Source organism: Streptomyces sp. NBC_00234, from assembly GCF_036195325.1.
Lineage (GTDB): Bacteria > Actinomycetota > Actinomycetes > Streptomycetales > Streptomycetaceae > Streptomyces.
Map to the genome: position 1 here is coordinate 5,312,952 of NZ_CP108101.1, position 17,306 is coordinate 5,330,257.

General features: G+C 72.9%; 10 protein-coding genes. 7 read left to right on the forward strand and 3 right to left on the reverse strand.

What is annotated here, in order from left to right:
* The first annotated feature begins 49 nt into the window (after positions 1-49).
* From OG230_RS23575 to moeZ, 5 genes are all read left to right on the forward strand, one after another.
* Positions 50-1,852: a DUF3492 domain-containing protein gene (locus tag OG230_RS23575; protein WP_328911503.1), complete on the forward strand. Its 1,803-nt coding sequence runs from the start codon at positions 50-52 to the stop codon at positions 1,850-1,852.
* A gap of 592 nt (positions 1,853-2,444) precedes the next feature.
* Positions 2,445-3,497 carry a hypothetical protein gene (locus tag OG230_RS23580; RefSeq protein WP_328911504.1) on the forward strand — a complete coding sequence of 351 codons (1,053 nt, stop codon included), beginning with the start codon at positions 2,445-2,447 and terminating at the stop codon, positions 3,495-3,497.
* A gap of 147 nt (positions 3,498-3,644) precedes the next feature.
* Positions 3,645-4,610 carry an NAD-dependent epimerase/dehydratase family protein gene (locus tag OG230_RS23585; RefSeq protein WP_328905714.1) on the forward strand — a complete coding sequence of 322 codons (966 nt, stop codon included), beginning with the start codon at positions 3,645-3,647 and terminating at the stop codon, positions 4,608-4,610.
* Complete coding sequence (locus tag OG230_RS23590) at positions 4,598-5,431, forward strand: spherulation-specific family 4 protein (RefSeq protein WP_328905715.1); 834 nt, start codon at positions 4,598-4,600, stop codon at positions 5,429-5,431. The genes OG230_RS23585 and OG230_RS23590 overlap by 13 nt, the downstream gene beginning before the upstream one ends.
* A gap of 85 nt (positions 5,432-5,516) precedes the next feature.
* Entirely contained in the window at positions 5,517-6,695 is a 1,179-nt protein-coding gene (moeZ, locus tag OG230_RS23595; protein WP_328905716.1) for an adenylyltransferase/sulfurtransferase MoeZ, read from the forward strand.
* A 67-nt stretch (positions 6,696-6,762) separates the two neighbouring features.
* Here moeZ and OG230_RS23600 read toward each other — a convergent pair whose 3' ends face one another.
* The 3 genes from OG230_RS23600 to OG230_RS23610 form a co-directional block, all read right to left on the reverse strand.
* Positions 6,763-8,337 (reverse strand): alpha/beta hydrolase, encoded by a 1,575-nt coding sequence (locus tag OG230_RS23600; RefSeq protein ID WP_328905717.1) that lies wholly within the window; start codon positions 8,335-8,337, stop codon positions 6,763-6,765.
* A 100-nt stretch (positions 8,338-8,437) separates the two neighbouring features.
* Positions 8,438-10,036, reverse strand: coding sequence for an alpha/beta hydrolase (locus OG230_RS23605; RefSeq protein WP_328905718.1), 1,599 nt, complete (start codon positions 10,034-10,036; stop codon positions 8,438-8,440).
* 88 nt (positions 10,037-10,124) lie between these two features.
* Positions 10,125-12,893, reverse strand: a complete 2,769-nt coding sequence (locus OG230_RS23610) for a lysylphosphatidylglycerol synthase transmembrane domain-containing protein (protein WP_328905719.1) — start codon at positions 12,891-12,893, stop codon at positions 10,125-10,127.
* A 221-nt stretch (positions 12,894-13,114) separates the two neighbouring features.
* On the opposite strand from OG230_RS23610, the gene OG230_RS23615 reads away from it, so the two are divergent.
* Complete coding sequence (locus tag OG230_RS23615) at positions 13,115-13,522, forward strand: MGMT family protein (RefSeq protein WP_328905720.1); 408 nt, start codon at positions 13,115-13,117, stop codon at positions 13,520-13,522.
* A gap of 283 nt (positions 13,523-13,805) precedes the next feature.
* Complete coding sequence (locus OG230_RS23620; protein WP_328905721.1) at positions 13,806-17,234, forward strand: ATP-dependent helicase; 3,429 nt, start codon at positions 13,806-13,808, stop codon at positions 17,232-17,234.
* Positions 17,235-17,306 lie beyond the last annotated feature (72 nt).

Sequence of the window (17,306 nt, forward strand, 5' to 3'; positions counted from 1 at the left end):
GTCGCCGTTCCAACGGCGGCCGTCCACAAGGGAGATCGGGGGTGTGCTCGTGCGGATCGGACTCCTCACCGACGGTGGTTATCCGTATGCGACCGGTGAGTCCAGACTCTGGTGCGACCGGCTGGTGCGCGGTCTTCCTCAGCACGAGTTCGACCTCTACGCGCTCAGCCGCTCCGCCCACCAGGAGGAACAGGGCTGGGTGAGACTGCCGTCCCAGATCAGCCGGGTGCGGACGGCCCCCTTGTGGACCTCCGACGACGACGCCCTGCGCGGCAGCGGTCCGAGAGGGCTGCTGGCCAGGATCGTGACCGGTGACGGACGCTCCTACGGGCGCCGCGAACGCCGGCGCTTCACGGCGCATCTGACGGCGCTCGCCGCCACCGTCTGCGCCGCCGACGACAGCGGGACGGGCGCCGCGGCGGACTCGGGAGCCGGCAGCGCGGCGGGAGCCCGCTTCACGGAGGCCCTCTACGGGCTGGCCGAACTGGCCAGGGAGCGCGGCGGACTGCACACCGCCCTGCGTTCCGAGACCACCGTGCGCATCCTGGAATCGGCGTGCCGCGCACGGGGCACCGGGCGCACCGTCCAGTCCGCCACCGTGCCCGATCTCCTCACCTTCGCCGCTGAGCTGGAGCGGGTGCTGCGCCCCCTCTCCCTCGACTGGTACGACGAGGAGAGCCTCGGCGCCGTCGACCTCTGCCATGCGGCGTCGGGGGGTGCGGCAGCCCTGCCCGGGCTTCTGGCCAAACGCTTCTTCGGAGTGCCGCTGCTGGTCACGGAGCACGGCGTGCACCTGCGGTCCCACTACCTCGCCACGCCCGGCGAGCCGTTCACGGCTCCGGTACGCACCCTGCTCGCCAACTTCCACGGACAGCTCGCCGCCGAGGTCTACCGCCAGGCCGCGGTCATCACCCCGGGCAACACCCATGTGCGCCGCTGGCAGGAGCGGTGCGGCGCCGACCGCGCCAAGCTGCGGACGGTCTACCCGGGCATGGCGGCGGAGCGCTTCCGGGGTGTGGGGGAGAGCGAGGACGGCAGCGGTCCGGACACGCTGGTGTGGGTGGGCCGGATCGAACCTGCCAAGGACCTGATCGCCCTGCTGCACGCCTTCGCCGAGGTGCGCAGGGCCGAACCGGACGCGCGGCTGCGGATCTTCGGCGCACCGGTGCAGGGGGGCGAGGGGGACGCGTACCTCGCGACCTGCCGGGCCCTCGCCGCCCAGCTCTTCCCCGACGAGGCCACCGGCGCCCACGCCGTGGGCGACAACCCGGTCTCCTTCGAGGAGATCGGCGGCCCCGAGGTCCCCGACCTCTCGGAGGCGTACGCGGCGGGCGGCGTCATCGTCCTGTCCAGCGTCGTCGAAGGCTTCCCCATCAGCCTCGTCGAGGCGATGTTCTGCGGCCGGGCCACCGTCTCCACGGACGTGGGCGCCGTCGTCGAGGTCATCGGGGGCACCGGGCTCGTGGTGCCGCCGCGCAATCCGCGGGCGCTCGCCGATGCCTGCATCGCGCTGCTGTGCGACCCCGAGCGCCGCGCACGCCTCGGTGCGGCGGCGCGCGCCAGGGCGCTCGAACTCTTCACCGTCGAACAGAACCTTGCGGCATTTCGCGGCATTTACCTGGAGCTGATCTCGCGCTCCCCGGCGTGGCGGGAAGCCGACGCGGTGGACGCCGATGGCGAGCCGCGTCCCTTCGCCACTCCGGCCGAGGCCCATCTGCTCGGCCACTGGACGGCCCAGCCGGCCCCCGCCGCCGTGCCGGCCGGCACGGGCGCCGTGCGGCGGCCGAGCTGGGCCGCCGGGCCCGAGGACGTGTGCGCTGCCGCGGCCGGGGCGGGGGACGGCGATGGGTGATCACAAGACCGGCCATGACCACGGAGGAACCCCGATGGGCCGACGCACGACCGAAGCCCTGGACGCACCCGTCGCGCCACGCGCCGACGGAGGCTGGGACTCCCGCTCCGAAGCCCTGGTCCTTGCGACCCCGGTTTCGGACCTCACGGAGATCTCCGCACCGCCGTGGGGCCTCCTGGACGCCACCCCGACACCGGACGCCGGTCCTGCCGCGCACCTGGAATCGGCTGAGGACCCGTCACCGGAGCCGGACTCGTCCCCCGGCGCCGACGCGCCGCTCGACGTGGCCGGTGGGGCGTCGGCCGCCGGTGACGCGGGCGAGGGCGGGGACGGGGACGAGGGCGGGGACGGGGACGCGGACGAGGACGCGGACGCGGACGAGAGCGGAAACGGACCGGACGGCGCCGGACCGCCCGGAGCCGATGGAGCCGCGGCCTCCGAAGACCGCGAGGCCACGACGGAGGGGGACCACTCGGCTCCCTCTCCCGCCCCCGCCCCGGTCCCCCTCCTCCGGGCGCCCGAGGTCGCCCCCGGGACCACCGCGCGCAAGCCCGTCGCGCGGCGCGGTCCCGCCGACCCCGTGAAGTCGCTCATGCACCGGCACCGCGAGCTCTGCGAGAGGGCCGTCGACCCGTTGGAGATCGCCGCAGGACTGGAGGCCCACGGACTCACCGACCGCACCGCCGCCCGCTATCGCCACCGTGACGTCTTCTCGCTCGCCGAGGAGCTGTACGCCCGGGTGCCGGGTGTCGTGCGCGAGCGCGACGCGCCGCCGCCGCCGCGCGCGGGGCGCGACACGGAGGCGCGTGCGGGGTGGACGCTGCTCGCGCTGCTGCCCGGCGCCGCCTGCCTCGCGACCGTGGGCGCGCTCCGGGCCACCGAAGGGGTGCTCGACGGGGGCGTCAGGTCCGTGGTGACGGGCGCCGGCGTGCTCCTCGTCCTTCTCGGTCTGCGGCTCTGTCTGAGCCGCGGGCCCCTGCGCGCCGAGAGCCGCCCCGTCGGGGCGGCAACGGTGTACGGCTGCTGGCTCCTCGGCTACGCCATGTACGGCGAGGGACTGCTCACCCAGGTCATGACCGGTGGCCCGGACGGCGGTTGGGCCGGTGACCCCGCCCCCCTGCTCGGCCTCGCGCTCGCCGTCGCCCCCGCCGCCTGGTGCGCGCACCTCTTCTCCGTACACGCGCACCGCAAACTCGCGGGCAGCCGCGCGCTGGAGGAGTTCGGCGCAGGGGTGCGCCCCGTGCTCCTCGGCGTCGTCGTGCTCTTCCTCTGCGCGCTCCTCCTCCTGCTCTCCCTCGCCGGTCTCGCGTACGGGGGAGGTGGCGTGCCCGTGGCGGCGACCGCCCTCGGGCTCCTCCTCTTCCTGGCCCGTCTGCTGACCGTCCACGGCTTCCCCGAGCCCGCCACCACCGGCCTCGCCGCCGCCTGCGCCGTCGAAGTGGCGGCCCCCGCCCTGGTCCTGGCCGGGCGCCTGCCCGGCCTCGACTCCCTCGCCCGGCCCGTCGACGCCGTCGTCGCGGCGGCCGGCACCGCAGCCGTACCGACCCTCGCCTGCGGCGCGGCGGCCCTCGGGCTGTTGATCCACGCCGCAGTCGCCCTCTCCAGGGCCTCCGCTCACGCCACGGCGCGAGCGGAGACGAAGTGACACCGATCCACCGCTTCACCTCCGCGGAGCCGACGCCGCGGGTCCATCTCACACCGCACATATCGACAAAAGCCCCAAGGAGAAACCGGATATGACCCCCCAATCCCCCGCACCGGCAGCCCGCCGTCGGCACTCAGGGGGCGCGCGATGAGGGTGCTGCTGCTCGGAGCCAACGGATTCCTCGGCCGTTTCGTCGCCGACCGCCTGCTCGCCGACCCGGCCGTGCACCTCACGGCCCTCGGCCGGGGCGACGACGCCGACGTACGGTTCGACCTCGCGGGCGGCAGTCCGGGGGCGCTCACCCGCTTCCTCGACGCCGTCCACCCCGGAGTCGTCGTCAACTGCGCGGGCGCCACCCGCGGCGGCGCACGCGACCTGACGCGTCACAACACCGTCGCCGTCGCCACCGTCTGCGAGGCGCTGCGCCGGAGCGGCTGCGGTGCCCGGCTCGTCCAGGTCGGCTGCTCCGCCGAGTACGGGCCCTCCCAGCCCGGCTCCTCGACCGCCGAGGACGCCGTCCCCCGCCCCGGCGGCCCGTACGGGGTCAGCAAGCTCGCCGCCACCGAACTGGTCCTCGGGTCCGACCTCGACGCGGTCGTGCTGCGGGTCTTCTCGCCCGTCGGGCCCGGCACCCCCGCCGGATCCCCGCTCGGCCGACTCGCCGAGGCGATGCGCCGGGCCATGCAGTCGGGCGACGGCGAACTCAAGCTCAGCGGACTGGGCGTGCAGCGCGACTTCGTCGATGTGCGCGACGTGGCGCGCGCCGTGCACGCCGCCTCGCTCTCCGCCGCGCAGGGAGTCGTCAACATCGGTACGGGCCGGGCCGTCCGGCTCCGCGACGCCGCCGCCGTCCTCGCCCGGGTCGCCGGTTACGCGGGCGCGCTCCACGAACTGGACGCACCCCCGGCCAGGCTCCCGATCGGCGCACCCCGCGCCTCCGTCGAGACGGTCGTCGAACACCTCTCGGCGACCCCGTCCCCCTACCCGGACGGCTGCGGCGCCTGGCAGCAGGCCGATGTCCGCACCGCCCGCGACCGGCTCGGCTGGCGCCCCCGGATCAATCTGGAGGAGTCCCTCGCGGACATCTGGATGGAGGCGGCATGCCGCATCTGACCACCACCGGTACGGCCCGGCGGACCAGTGGCGGCGAACAGCTCGGATTCGGCGTCCCCGGCTATGCGCATCCGCTGCTCGCCCCCGTCGAATGGGCCGAACTGACCCGCCCGGGCACACCGCTGCACTGGGCGGTCCTCAATATCGACAACGGGCCCGGCGGCCGTCCCGACCCGCACTGTCTGGAGGCCGCGGGCCGGCTGCGCAACGCGAGGGAGCGCGCCCTGCGCGGCGAGGCGCCGGACGACACCGTCCGGGCCGCGGGAGGCAGGCTGCTCGGCCACCTCGATCTGGCCGGGGGGAACCGGCCCTTCGACGAGATCGTCGCCGACGCCCGGTCCTTCCTGGCCTGGTACCGGGTCGGCGGCTTCTACCTCGACCGGTGCCCCGCCGAGCGCGCCGATCTCCCCGCCGTCAGGCGGCTCGTCGCCGCGCTCTCCTCGCTCCTCGCGGACAGCGACAACGCGGACGGCGGCGGCCGGCTCGTCCTGGGGCACGACACCCATCCGTACCCGGGCTATGCCGAGGCGGCCGACCAGCTCGTCACCTTCCGGGGCGCGTGGACCGACTACCGCTGGTCGCAGGTGGCGGAGTGGACCGCCGCCTACCCGCCCGGCCGTTTCGCGCACTTCGTGCACGGCGTCCCGCGCACCCACCTGGACGAGGCCATGCGCATCGCCCGCTGGCAGGGCGCGGGGACGATCTTCTTCACGGACCGGACGACCCGGACCCAAGAAGGGGGACAAATCGATCCATTCACGGCGCTGCCCAGTTACTGGGACGAAATTGTCTCGCGGATCGGACCTGGTATCTCGGAATGAGAGGGGGCGTGGCAGTGTTACGGCAAGAACAACCGTACGTAGCCGAAGTACGTAGAAACCGACCACCTGCATTGTTGAGGTTCCTGTGTCGCTGCCACCCTTGGTCGAGCCAGCTGCTGAGCTCACCGTCGACGAGGTCCGCAGGTACTCCCGCCACCTGATCATCCCGGATGTCGGGATGGACGGACAGAAGCGGCTGAAGAACGCGAAGGTCCTGTGTGTGGGCGCCGGCGGCCTCGGCTCGCCGGCGCTGATGTACCTGGCCGCGGCCGGTGTCGGCACGCTCGGCATCGTGGAGTTCGACGAGGTCGACGAGTCGAACCTGCAGCGCCAGATCATTCACAGCCAGGCCGACATCGGCCGGTCCAAGGCCCAGTCCGCCAAGGACTCGGTGCTGGGCATCAACCCGTACGTCGAGGTCGTCCTCCACGAAGAGCGGCTCGAAGCCGACAACGTGATGGACATCTTCGCCCAGTACGACCTGATCGTGGACGGCACGGACAACTTCGCCACCCGCTATCTCGTCAACGACGCGGCCGTCCTGCTGAACAAGCCGTACGTCTGGGGCTCGATCTACCGCTTCGACGGCCAGGCGTCCGTCTTCTGGTCCGAGCACGGTCCCTGCTACCGCTGCCTCTACCCGGAGCCGCCGCCCCCCGGCATGGTCCCGTCCTGCGCCGAGGGCGGTGTCCTGGGCGTGCTCTGCGCGTCCATCGGCTCCATCCAGGTCAACGAGGCCATCAAGCTGCTCGCCGGTATCGGTGACCCGCTCGTCGGCCGACTGATGATCTACGACGCGCTGGAGATGCAGTACCGCCAGGTGAAGGTCCGCAAGGACCCGAACTGCGCGGTCTGCGGCGAGAACCCGACCGTCACCGAGCTCATCGACTACGAAGCCTTCTGCGGCGTCGTGTCCGAGGAGGCCCAGGAGGCGGCGCTCGGCTCCACGATCACTCCCAAGCAGCTCAAGGAGTGGATCGACGGGGACGAGAAGATCGAGATCATCGACGTTCGCGAGCCGAACGAGTACGAGATCGTCTCGATCCCGGGTGCCAGGCTGATCCCGAAGAACGAGTTCCTCATGGGCAACGCCCTCCAGGACCTCCCGCAGGACAGGCGCATCGTCCTGCACTGCAAGACCGGTGTCCGCAGCGCCGAGGTCCTCGCGGTCCTCAAGTCGGCGGGCTTCGCCGACGCGGTGCACGTGGGCGGCGGCGTGATCGGCTGGGTCCACCAGATCGAGCCCGAGAAGCCGGTCTACTAGACCCGACGTACGAAGAAGGGGCCGGTCCGCGCGTCTGCGGGCCGGCCCCTTCCCGTCGGAGTCGCCGCTACGAGCAGACCTTGCCGTCCGCCGGGACCTCGCCGTCCAGGAAGTAGTCGTCGACCGTGGACGTCACGCACGTGCTCTCGCCGTACGCGCCGTGCCCCTCACCCTTGTTGGTGATCATGATGCCGACGCCCTCGCCCAGCTCGTCCGCCATCTTCTGCGCGCCCTCGTACGGGGTCGCCGGGTCGCCGGTTGTGCCTATGACGAGGATCGGGCCCGCGCCCGGTGCGCTCGCCTCGGGAGTGTCGTGCTCCCCGTCGACCGGCCACTGCGCACACCAGCCGGCCGTGTCCCAGGCCAGGAACGGCCCGAAGACCGGGGAGAGCTTCCGGAATTCGGGCAGCAGCGCCCTGGCCTCGTCGACCGTCGGGCGGGACGTGGTGTCGGCACAGGAGATGGCGCGCTGCGAGTGGCTCTGGGTGTCGTAACGCCCGTTCTCGTCACGGCCGTTGTACGCGTCGGCGAGGTCGAGGAGCCCGTTCCCCGTGCCCTTCGTCTCCGCCTCGTCCAGCGCGGCGGTCAACGAGGGCCAGCTGCTCTCGGAGTAGAGCGGCGTCACGATGCCGATGATGGCCAGGGACTCGTTGAGCCTGCGGCCCGAATCGGTGGGCAGCGGGCTGCCGTCGATCCTCTGGAGCAGCCGGGCGATCCGCTGCGTGCCCGCCTCCGGGGCCTGGCCACGGCTCTTCAGGTAGTTCTCCAGCGCCCGCTGGAATCCCTTCGTCTGGTTCCGGGCGTGACCCACCCCGTCCGCCGTCGGGTCGACGACCGCGTCCAGGACGGTCCGCCCCACGTTCGCGGGGAACAGATGGGCGTAGGTCGCACCGAGCTCCGTGCCGTACGAGATGCCGAAGTAGGAGAGCTTGGCGTCGCCCAGGACCTGGCGGATCAGGTCCATGTCGCGGGCCGCGTTCGACGTACCGACGTGCGGGAGCAGTGCGGCGGAGCGGCGCTCGCAGCCCGCGCCGAAGGCCGCGCCGTCGTTGACGAAGGCGGCTTCCTCCGCCGGGGTGTCCGGTGTCATGTCGACCGTACGGTTGGTGGTGTCCTGCTCCCTGTCGGTGCGGCACCTGACCCCGGAGCTCCCGGCGACCCCGCGGGGATCAAAACCCACCAGGTCGTAACGGGAGTTGAGCTTCTCGTACGAGGGGGCGGCGCGGGGCAGGATGTCGACACCCGAACCGCCGGGTCCGCCGAAGTTGAAGAGCATCGAACCGAGGCGCTTGTCCCCGTCCCGGGCCTCCTTGCGGATCAGTGCGATCCCGATCGTCCCGCCCGACGGTTTCGCGTAGTCCAGCGGTACGTCGACGGTGGCGCACTTCCAGTCCGAGCCGGGGTCGGTGCCGCCCTCGGGGGCCTTGCAGCGCTTCCAGTCCGGGTGTTGGGAGGTGAGCGCGGCGGGCAGTCCCGGCGAGCCCTGCGCACCCTTGCCGGTGGCCGACGGGGTGGGCCGGCCCGTGGTCGGATCCGAAGCCTCCGGTTCCGCGGCGGAGTCGCATCCCGCGAGGACCCCCGTCACCAGCAGGGCCGCTCCGGCCAGGGCGACGGCCCGCCGGATCCGTCCGTGTTCGCGCATGACGCGTTCCCTCCCCGATGCCCGGACGCGAGGGAACGCGCGGCGGGCGGTACAGATGTGCGGCCATGCTAATCGCCGCCACCGACAGCCCGTCGGCCGCTCAGCCGCAGACGGTGCCCGAGGCCGGGACCGTGCCGTTCAGCAGATAGCCGTCTACCGCCTTTTGCACACAGGCGTTGCCGCTGTTGTACGCGCCGTGGCCCTCGCCCTTGTACGTGAGCTCGATCCCCACGCCCTTGCCCAGCTCGGCGGCCATCGCCTTCGCGCCCTCGTACGGCGTCGCCGGGTCTCCGGTGTTGCCGATGACGAGGATCGGGGCCGATCCGGGAGCGCTGACGTCCGGGGTGTCCCAGGCGCCCGCGACCGGCCAGCCGGTGCAGCCCATCAGCCCCCAGCCCAGATAGTCACCGAAGACGGGGGACGCCTTGCGGAAGGCGGGGAGGGCCGCCCTGGTCTGCTCCAGAGTGAACCGCTCCTTGGAGTCGGCGCAGTTGATCGCGGCGTTGGCGGCGTTGGAGTTGTCGTAACGGCCGTCCTCGGAACGCCCGTTCAGCGAGTCGGCCAGGGCCAGGAGCAGTCCGCCGTTGCCACCGTCCGCCTCGTCGAGGCCCTGTTCGAGGAGCGGCCAGGTCTCCTGGGAGTAGAGGGAGGACGCGATGCCGGTGGTGGCCTGGGTCTGCGTCAGCTGCCGGTCGCCGAGCCCCTCGATGGGTTCCTTGTCCAGCTGGTCGAGGAAGTCGGAGATCCACGCCTCGACCTCCTTCCCGGTGGCGCCGGGCAGCTTGCAGTCGTCGCGCTCCGCGCAGTCCGCCGTGAAGTTGTCCAGGGCGAGCTGGAAGCCCTCGGCCTGGCCGAGCGAGGACTGCTCGGAGCTCTCGGTCGGATCGACCACCGCGTCCAGGACCGCCCTGCCGACCTTCTTGGGGAACAGGTGGGCGTAGACCCCGCCCAGCTCGGTGCCGTACGAGATGCCGAAGTAGTACAACTTGTCGTCGCCGAGCACCTGGCGCAGCAGGTCCATGTCGCGGGCGGCGTTCGTCGTACCGACGTAGGGGAGTTCGGGGCCCGAGTTCGTCTCGCATTCCTCGATGTACGCCTCGTGGCCTTCGACGAACGTCTTCTCCTCCGCCGCGTCGTCCGGGGTGGCGTCCTGTGCGTAGAGCTCGTCGAGCTGGGCGTCGTCCGCGCACTCGACGCCCTCGCTGCGGCCGACCCCGCGCGGGTCGAAGCTCACCAGGTCGTAGCGGGTGCGGAGCTTCTCGTACTCCGTGCCGAAGGACGGCAGGGTGGCGACGCCGGAGGCCCCCGGGCCGCCGAAGTTGAAGATGAGGGAGCCGATCCGCCTGTCCTGGTTCCTGGCCCTGCCCCGGACGAGCGCCAGCTCGATCGTCCTTCCGTCCGGTTTCGCGTAGTCCAGCGGGGCGTCCATGAACGAGCATTCCCAGGTCACGCCGCCGGGCAGCGGGGACGGGGAGTCGCCGCCGCCCTGGGCCTCGTTCGGGGCCGGACAGGGTTTCCAGTCGAGCTTCTGGGAAGACACCTCCGCCGCGGTCGACGCGGGGGAGGCCGTCGACGCCGGAGAGGGCTTCGAACGCTCCGAGCCGTCGCCGTCCCCACCGTCCGAGCAGGCGGCCAGGGGCAGCAGCACGGTGGCGGTGGCGGCGAGGGCGGCGGCACGAAGGGCAGGGGAAGTCCTCATGAGCCCATCGTGCTGCGGGGCGCGGGGGAGCGCGCGGGGCGCGGTCCAAGCGGGTGGTGGCGGCCGGTGCCGCCCCGCACCGTCCGTCTCAGAGCTCGCCCTTGCGCGTCAGCTGGTTGAAGCAGATCCAGCCGGGAAGCACCGGCAGCCACAGCGTCATCACGCGATACAGCAGGACGGCAGGAGCCGCGACCTCCTTGGGCAGGCCCACCGCGATCAGGCCCAGCGTCAGCGCACCCTCGACCGCTCCCATGCCGCCGGGGGTCGGCGCCGCCGAGCCCAGCGCGTTGCCCGCGAGGAAGACCACCGCGATGCTCGCGTAGCTGAGCTGGGGCACGTCGGGACCGCTGAAGGCCCGGATCGACGCGTCCAGACAGAGCACGAAGAGGCCGGTCAGCAGCAGCATGCCGCCGATGCCGGTGACCAGCTTCTGCGGGCGCTGCACCACGTCGAGCATGCGCGGGACGACGCCGGCGAACAGCGAGCGCACCCGGGTCACCACGAACTTCCGCAGGAACGGGATCGCGGTCACCACCAGCACCAGCACCGCGACCGTCAGCAGCCCGGCGATCACCGTCCGGGACGGCGTGAGCGAGTCCGGGGTCCTCTCCGTACCCGTCAGATAGCCGAACAGGGCCAGCAGCAGGATGTGGCAGCCGAGACCGAAGAGCTGGGAGGCACCGACACTCGCGACGGCGAGTCCGGGGCGCACTCCCGCGCGTTGCAGGAAGCGCGTGTTCAGCGCCACCCCGCCGACCGCGGCCGGGGCGACGATCTTCACGAACGATCCCGCGACCTGCGCCAGCAGGGTCTTGCCGAACGGCACCCGCTCCGGCACGAAGCCGAGCAGGCTCATCGCGGCGGCGATGTAGCTGAGGGCCGAGAAGCCCAGCGCGGCGGCCACCCAGCCCCACTCGGCCTGCTCGACGACGGTGCCGAAGTCGGCCTCGGTGACCTGCGAGATCAGGAAGTACGCGGCGATCGAACCGGCGATGAAGCTGAACAGTGTGCGCGGCTTGATGCGCTCCAGCCGCACTGGCTCGACCGGCGCCTGCGGGCGGATCAGCAGCACCTGACGGCGGATCTGCGCGAGGAGGTCCTCCTCGCGTGCCTCGTCGAGCGCGTCGTCGATCGCCCGCTTCTCCGCCTGCTTCTCGGTGCGCAAGGACTTCCGCGCGGACTTGCGGTCGCCGCCGCCCGCCGGTTCGGCCTCGGGTTCCTTGGCGTGCTTGGCCGCCTGCGAAGCCTCCAGTACGGCCTCGCGCTCGCGCTGCGAGCGCTCCCGGGCGATCCTGCGCAGCGTCGCCCGGGTCGAACGGCTGAGGGCGATCGGCTGGAGCAGCGGCAGCGCGTCGGCGACGGCATCCGGGCCGAGCACGGCGAGCGCGCCGGCCACGGCCCTCTCCGCGCCCACCCGCAGGCCGGTGGTGGTGAGCAGCTGGGCGACGTCCATCCGCAGGACCAGGTCGCCGGCCGCGATCTCGCCGCCCCGCAGATCGGTGACGAACGCCTTGCCGGAACGATCCACCAGAATCGCGTCGCCCGTGAGCCTGCGGTGGGCGATGCGCCGCGACTGGAGGGCCTGCACCTGCCGCCAGGCGCCCCGCACCAGGTCGTCGGTGATCTCCTCGTCCGTCATCGCGTCCAGTGAGCGCCCACCGATGTGCTCGTACACGAGCATCACCGCGTCGGGACCGAGCTCCGAGGTGGCGATCAGCTTGGGCGCGTTGGCCCCGGCGGCGATCGCCGCGTACGCGAGGAGTGCCTCCTGCTCCAGCGCCTGACGCAGCGACTGGATGGAGCGGCGCTGGGTGATTCCGCGCAGGGTGAGCCTGCGCCAGGCCCGGTAGAAGAATCCCTGGGCCTGCTGTTCGCGGTCGACGACGGTCACGTCGAGAGGTGGCCCGTCCTCCAGGGTGACGAGATACCGGCGTCCGCGGTCGTTGTGGTCGGGGTTGTCGGGGGCGTCGTCGGCGCGCATCGCCGCGACCGGGCGGAATCCGACGTGGCGCAGGCCGGCCATCAGGTGCTGGCCGGTCGGGCGGACGTTGGGCGAGCCCACCGCGTACACCGTTCCGTACGCCACGGTCCAGCCGATGAGCACGGTGAGGATGATGGAGAGCGGTGTGGTGTAGCCGCCCACCAGCATCGCGAAGGCGTCCAGGAGCAGCACCACCCACAGCACGACCCGCCAGCGTGGTCTTCGCGCCATCCCGACCGCCGTCATATAGGCGATGACGGGAGCGAGGTAGCCGTGCACCGGATCGGTGAGCGCGTCCCCCGGCTGGGGCTGGGTCAGGGCGTCCTGGATGGAGTCGGGGGCCGAGCGGGCCACCCAGAGGTCGGTGGCCAGGGTGACGCCGTGGGCCAGCACGGCGGCGAGCACGCCGTCCGCGATCCGGAGCCCGTCACGTTTGACGAGGCGCTCGATGGCGAAGGCGACCGGCACGAGCAGCACCGCGATGCTGGAGACCAGCCCCGCGATCTTGATCAGCAGGTCGGGGGCCTGGTCCGTCCCCTTGGTGATGTCGTCCTCGAGGCCGGTGGTGGTCCCCTGGGCGAACGCGGCGATGGAGAACACCACGACGATCGCGAGGATCCCGATGAGGAGCCGCATGAGGTCCGCGGGGCGGTGCACCCGGGCGGGCAGCAGCGGTTCGTCCCCGGAGACGCGGTCGGTCAGCTCCTCGTTCGCGGTCGAGAGGGTCGACCCGGCGAGGTCGTCGGGTTCGTGGCCCGGAGCGTCCAGGGAGTCCGGGGAGTCCGGGGAGTCCGGGGAGTCCGGGGAGTCCGGAGCGTCCAGGGAGTCCGGGCGGGACTCGGCATCAGAGGCGTCCGCCGCCTTCGGTGGCTGCACGCCCTGCTCCTTCGTCGCCTCTGATTGGTCTTCGTGTTCTCGTATCACCGGTCACCGCCCGCATGATGGTGGCACGGCCTGCGGACAGAGGGGGGCATCAGGGTGCATCGCACGGGCGCGCGAAGCGCAAGATACGCCCCTTTGCCCGTACGCGCATGCTGTGTCACCGAAGCCGCTCGGCCGGGGACGCACTGTCGGTGGCGTACGGCAGGATGTGCCGGATGAGCGAGAACCGGACGAGCGGAGGCGGCGCCGAGCCGACGACCCCGGCCCTGCCGGAGTACGCGGAGCGGGTCCTGGACGTCGCCGACCTGATCCCGCCCGGCCGCGTCATGACGTACGGGGACGTCGCGGAATGGCTCGGTGAGGGCGGCCCGCGGCAGGTCGGCCGGGTGATGGCGCTGTACGGATCCGCGGTGCCCTGGTGGCGCGTGGTGCGGGCCGACGGGGCCCTGCTTCCCGGCCACGAGCTGCGGGCCCTGGACCACTACCGCGAGGAGAGCACCCCCCTGCGCGAGGCGCCGCGCAGTGCGGAGGGTCACCTTCCGCGCCTCGACATGAAGCGTGCGCGGTGGGACGGCGCCACGGGCACGGCCCAGGGCGGCGGGGGCGAGGAAGCTCACATCTGACAGCTTCGGCCATCCGTCCGTTCGCCGGGTGGCGCCGGGCCCCCAACGGGCGCGCGTCGGGTCCGGGGCGCTCGGCGCGGACCGGACCGGCCGGACACGTGAGAAGGGACGCAACGGACTCGCTGCGTCCTGAGCCGCGGCTGGCGTAGCGTCGTTCACGCGCGGCACGTTCCGCCCTTTCGTCCTCCGCGTGCGGAGCACGCGCACAGCGGGCGTCCGTACAACAGGCATCCACATCCGAAGCACCCGCACACCAGTACACCCACCAGGACCGGCGACCCACGTGAGCTCCTCCTCTTCCACCCGGCACAGTCCGCACCGCCAGGCCAGGCGGGGGACCCCGGGTGCGTACCGACTGGTGCGCACCCCGCCGGGCTCCGTGGGCTCCCCTCTCCTGGACGCAGCGCAGCGCGCCGTGGTTGACCACGACGGAGGGCCGCTCCTGGTCCTCGCGGGACCCGGTACGGGCAAGACCACGACCCTCGTCGAGGCTGTCGCGGCCAAGGTGTCCGCGGGGACCGATCCGGCGCGCATCCTCGTCCTCACCTTCAGCCGCAAGGCCGCGGTGGAGCTCCGCGACCGGATGGCGGCCCGTCTCGGCGCCGCCCGGGGACCGCAGGCCACCACGTTCCACTCCTACTGTTACGCACTGGTCCGCGCCCACCAGGACGCCGATCTGTTCGCCGACCCGCTGCGTCTGCTCTCCGGCCCGGAGCAGGACGTGACCGTCCGTGAGCTGCTCGCGGGCCAGGTCGACCTGGAGCGGCAGGGCCTCGCCCATGTGCGCTGGCCCGACGAACTGCGCGCCTGTCTGACCACGCGTGGCTTCGCCGACGAGGTGCGGGCCGTGCTGGCGCGGAGCCGGGAGCTGGGCCTCGGCCCGGACGCCCTCGCCGCCTTCGCACGGCGCACGGGCCGCCCCGACTGGAGCGCCGCCGCGCAGTTCCTCGCCGAATACCTGGACGTCCTGGACGCGCAGGGGGTCCTGGACTACGCGGAGCTGGTCCACCGGGCCGTGCTCCTCGCGGAACGCCCCGAGGTGTCGGCCCTGCTGGCGCAGCAGTACGACGCGGTGTTCGTCGACGAGTACCAGGACACGGACCCCTCGCAGGTACGGCTGCTGCGCGCGCTGGCCGGGAACCGGGGGCGCCTCCCGGGCGCCGGCGGTGGCCGGACCCTGGTCGCGTTCGGCGACCCGGACCAGTCGATCTACACGTTCCGGGGCGCCGACGTGAACGGCATCCTCGACTTCCCGGACGCCTTCCCGCGCGCCGACGGAGCGCCCGCGCCCGTCGCCGTCCTCACCACGTCGCGCCGCTCCGGGGCCGCACTGCTCGATGCCACCCGGCTGCTCACCCGCCGGATGCCGCTCACCCGGCTGCCCTCCGACAAGGTGCGCGCCCACCGTGAGCTCACCGCGGCCCGGGAGGGCGGCCGGGTCGAGACGTACACCTACCCGACCGCGTCGGCGGAGCTCGACAACATCGCCGACCTGCTGCGACGCGCGCACCTGGAGGACGGTGTGCCGTGGAACGAGATGGCGGTGCTGGTACGCGCCGGAGGCCGCTCGATCCCCTCCGTGCGCCGTGCCCTCACCTCCGCCGGAGTGCCCCTGGAAGTGGACGGCGACGATCTTCCGCTGCGCCACGAACCCGCGGTCGCACCGCTTCTGACAGCGCTCCGTACCGTCGCCACGGCCGCCCTGAACCAGCCCGTGCCCGAGGCTCCGGCGGACGAGGCGCCCGCCGACGACCCGTCCGACGAGACGGAATCCGGCCGAGCCGGGGAGCCGGGGGAGCCCGGGCACGATGCCGTCACGGGGACCGCCGGTCCGCTGACCTGGCTCGACACCGAGACCGCCCTCACCCTCCTCACCTCGCCCCTCGGCTCCATGGACGCCGCCGACCTGCGCCGTCTCGGCCGCGCTCTGCGCGACGAGGAGCGCGCCGGAGGTAACCGCGTACCGCCGCCCTCCGGCGAGCTGCTGGCCCGGGCGCTCGCCGAGCCCGAACGCCTGGTCGCGCACGACCCCGCGTACGCCCGTGGCGCCCAGCGCCTCGGCGCCCTCCTGCGCAAGGCGCGTGAACTCCTCGAAGGCGGCGGCACCGCCGAGGAGGCCCTCTGGGTGCTGTGGGACGGCACCCCGTGGCCCGGCCGGCTCGAACGGTCCGCCCTGCGCGGCGGTTCCGCGGGCCGCAACGCCGACCGGGACCTCGACGCCGTCTGCGCACTCTTCGACACCGCAGCCCGCGCCGAGGAGCGCACCGGCGGGCGCGGCGCACTCAACTTCCTGGAGGAGATCGACGCCCAGGACATCGCCGCGGACACCCTCTCCAGACGTGTGGTGCGCCCCGACGCCGTACGCCTCATGACGGCGCACCGTTCCAAGGGCCTGGAGTGGCGCTTCGTCGTCGTCGCCGGAGTGCAGGAGGGCCTCTGGCCCGACCTGCGCCGCCGTGGATCGCTCCTCGAAGCGGACCGGATCGGCCGCGACGGCCTCGCCGAACCCCTGACCCCGGGAGCGCTCCTCGCCGAGGAACGCAGGCTCTTCTACGTCGCGGCGACCCGTGCCCGGGACCGCCTCGTCGTCACGGCGGTCAAGGCCCCGGCCGACGACGGCGACCAGCCGTCCCGGTTCCTCAGCGAGCTCGGTGCCGAGCCCAAGGACGTCACCGGTCGCCCGCGCCGCCCCCTGGCCGTCGCCGCGCTGGTCGCCGAGCTCCGCGCCACCACCGTCGACCCCGCGGCCTCCGGCACCCTGCGCGAGGCCGCGGCCCACCGGCTCGCCCGCCTGGCCGCGCTGACCGACGAGGAGGGCCAGCCGCTCGTCCCGGCGGCTCACCCGTACCGCTGGTGGGGCCTCGACGAGCCGACCCGCTCCGCCGTCCCGCTGCGCGACCGGGACCACCCCGTCGCCCTGTCCGGCAGCGCACTCGACCAACTGGCCAACACCTGCGCGCTCCAGTGGTTCCTGGGCCGTGAGGTGAAGGCGGACGCCCCGGCGACCGCCGCCCAGGGCTTCGGGAACGTCGTCCACGTACTCGCCGACGAGGTCGCCTCCGGCCGGACCCCCGCCGATCTGGCCGTCCTGATGGAGCGCCTGGACTCCGTGTGGAACGGGCTGGCCTTCGACGCGCCCTGGAAGTCGCAGCAGGAGAAGGACCACGCACGCGCCGCACTCGAACGCTTCCTGCGCTGGCACGTCATGGACCGCACCGGCCGCACCCCCGCCGCCAGCGAGCACGATTTCGACGTGACGCTCGAAGCGGGGGAGTACGCGGTACGCATCCGGGGCTCCATGGACCGCGTCGAACAGGATGCCGACGGCCGGGCCTACGTCGTCGACTTCAAGACCGGGAAGGCGGCACCGACCAGGGACGAGGTGGCCGCCCACCCGCAGCTCGCCGTGTACCAGCTGGCCGTGCGGGAAGGCGCCCTCGACGAGGTCTTCGACGGGCACCGGCCGGAATCCGGCGGCGCCGAACTCGTACAGCTGCGTCAGCCGGCCCCCAAGAAGGAGGGCGGCGACGCCCTTCCCCGGGTGCAGGCCCAGGAACCCCTGTCGGGGGAGTGGGTCTCCGACCTGCTGGCGACGGCGGCGGGACGGGTCCTGGACGAACGGTTCACGCCCTCGACCGGCCAGCACTGCACGCACTGCACCTTCCGCGCCTCGTGCAGCGCGCAGCCCGAGGGCCGCCAGGTCCTGGACTGAGCGGCCAGGGGGTACGGGACCGGGTGGCCGAGGGCGCTCGCCGCACGTTGTCAGTGGGTCCGGTTAGCCTCT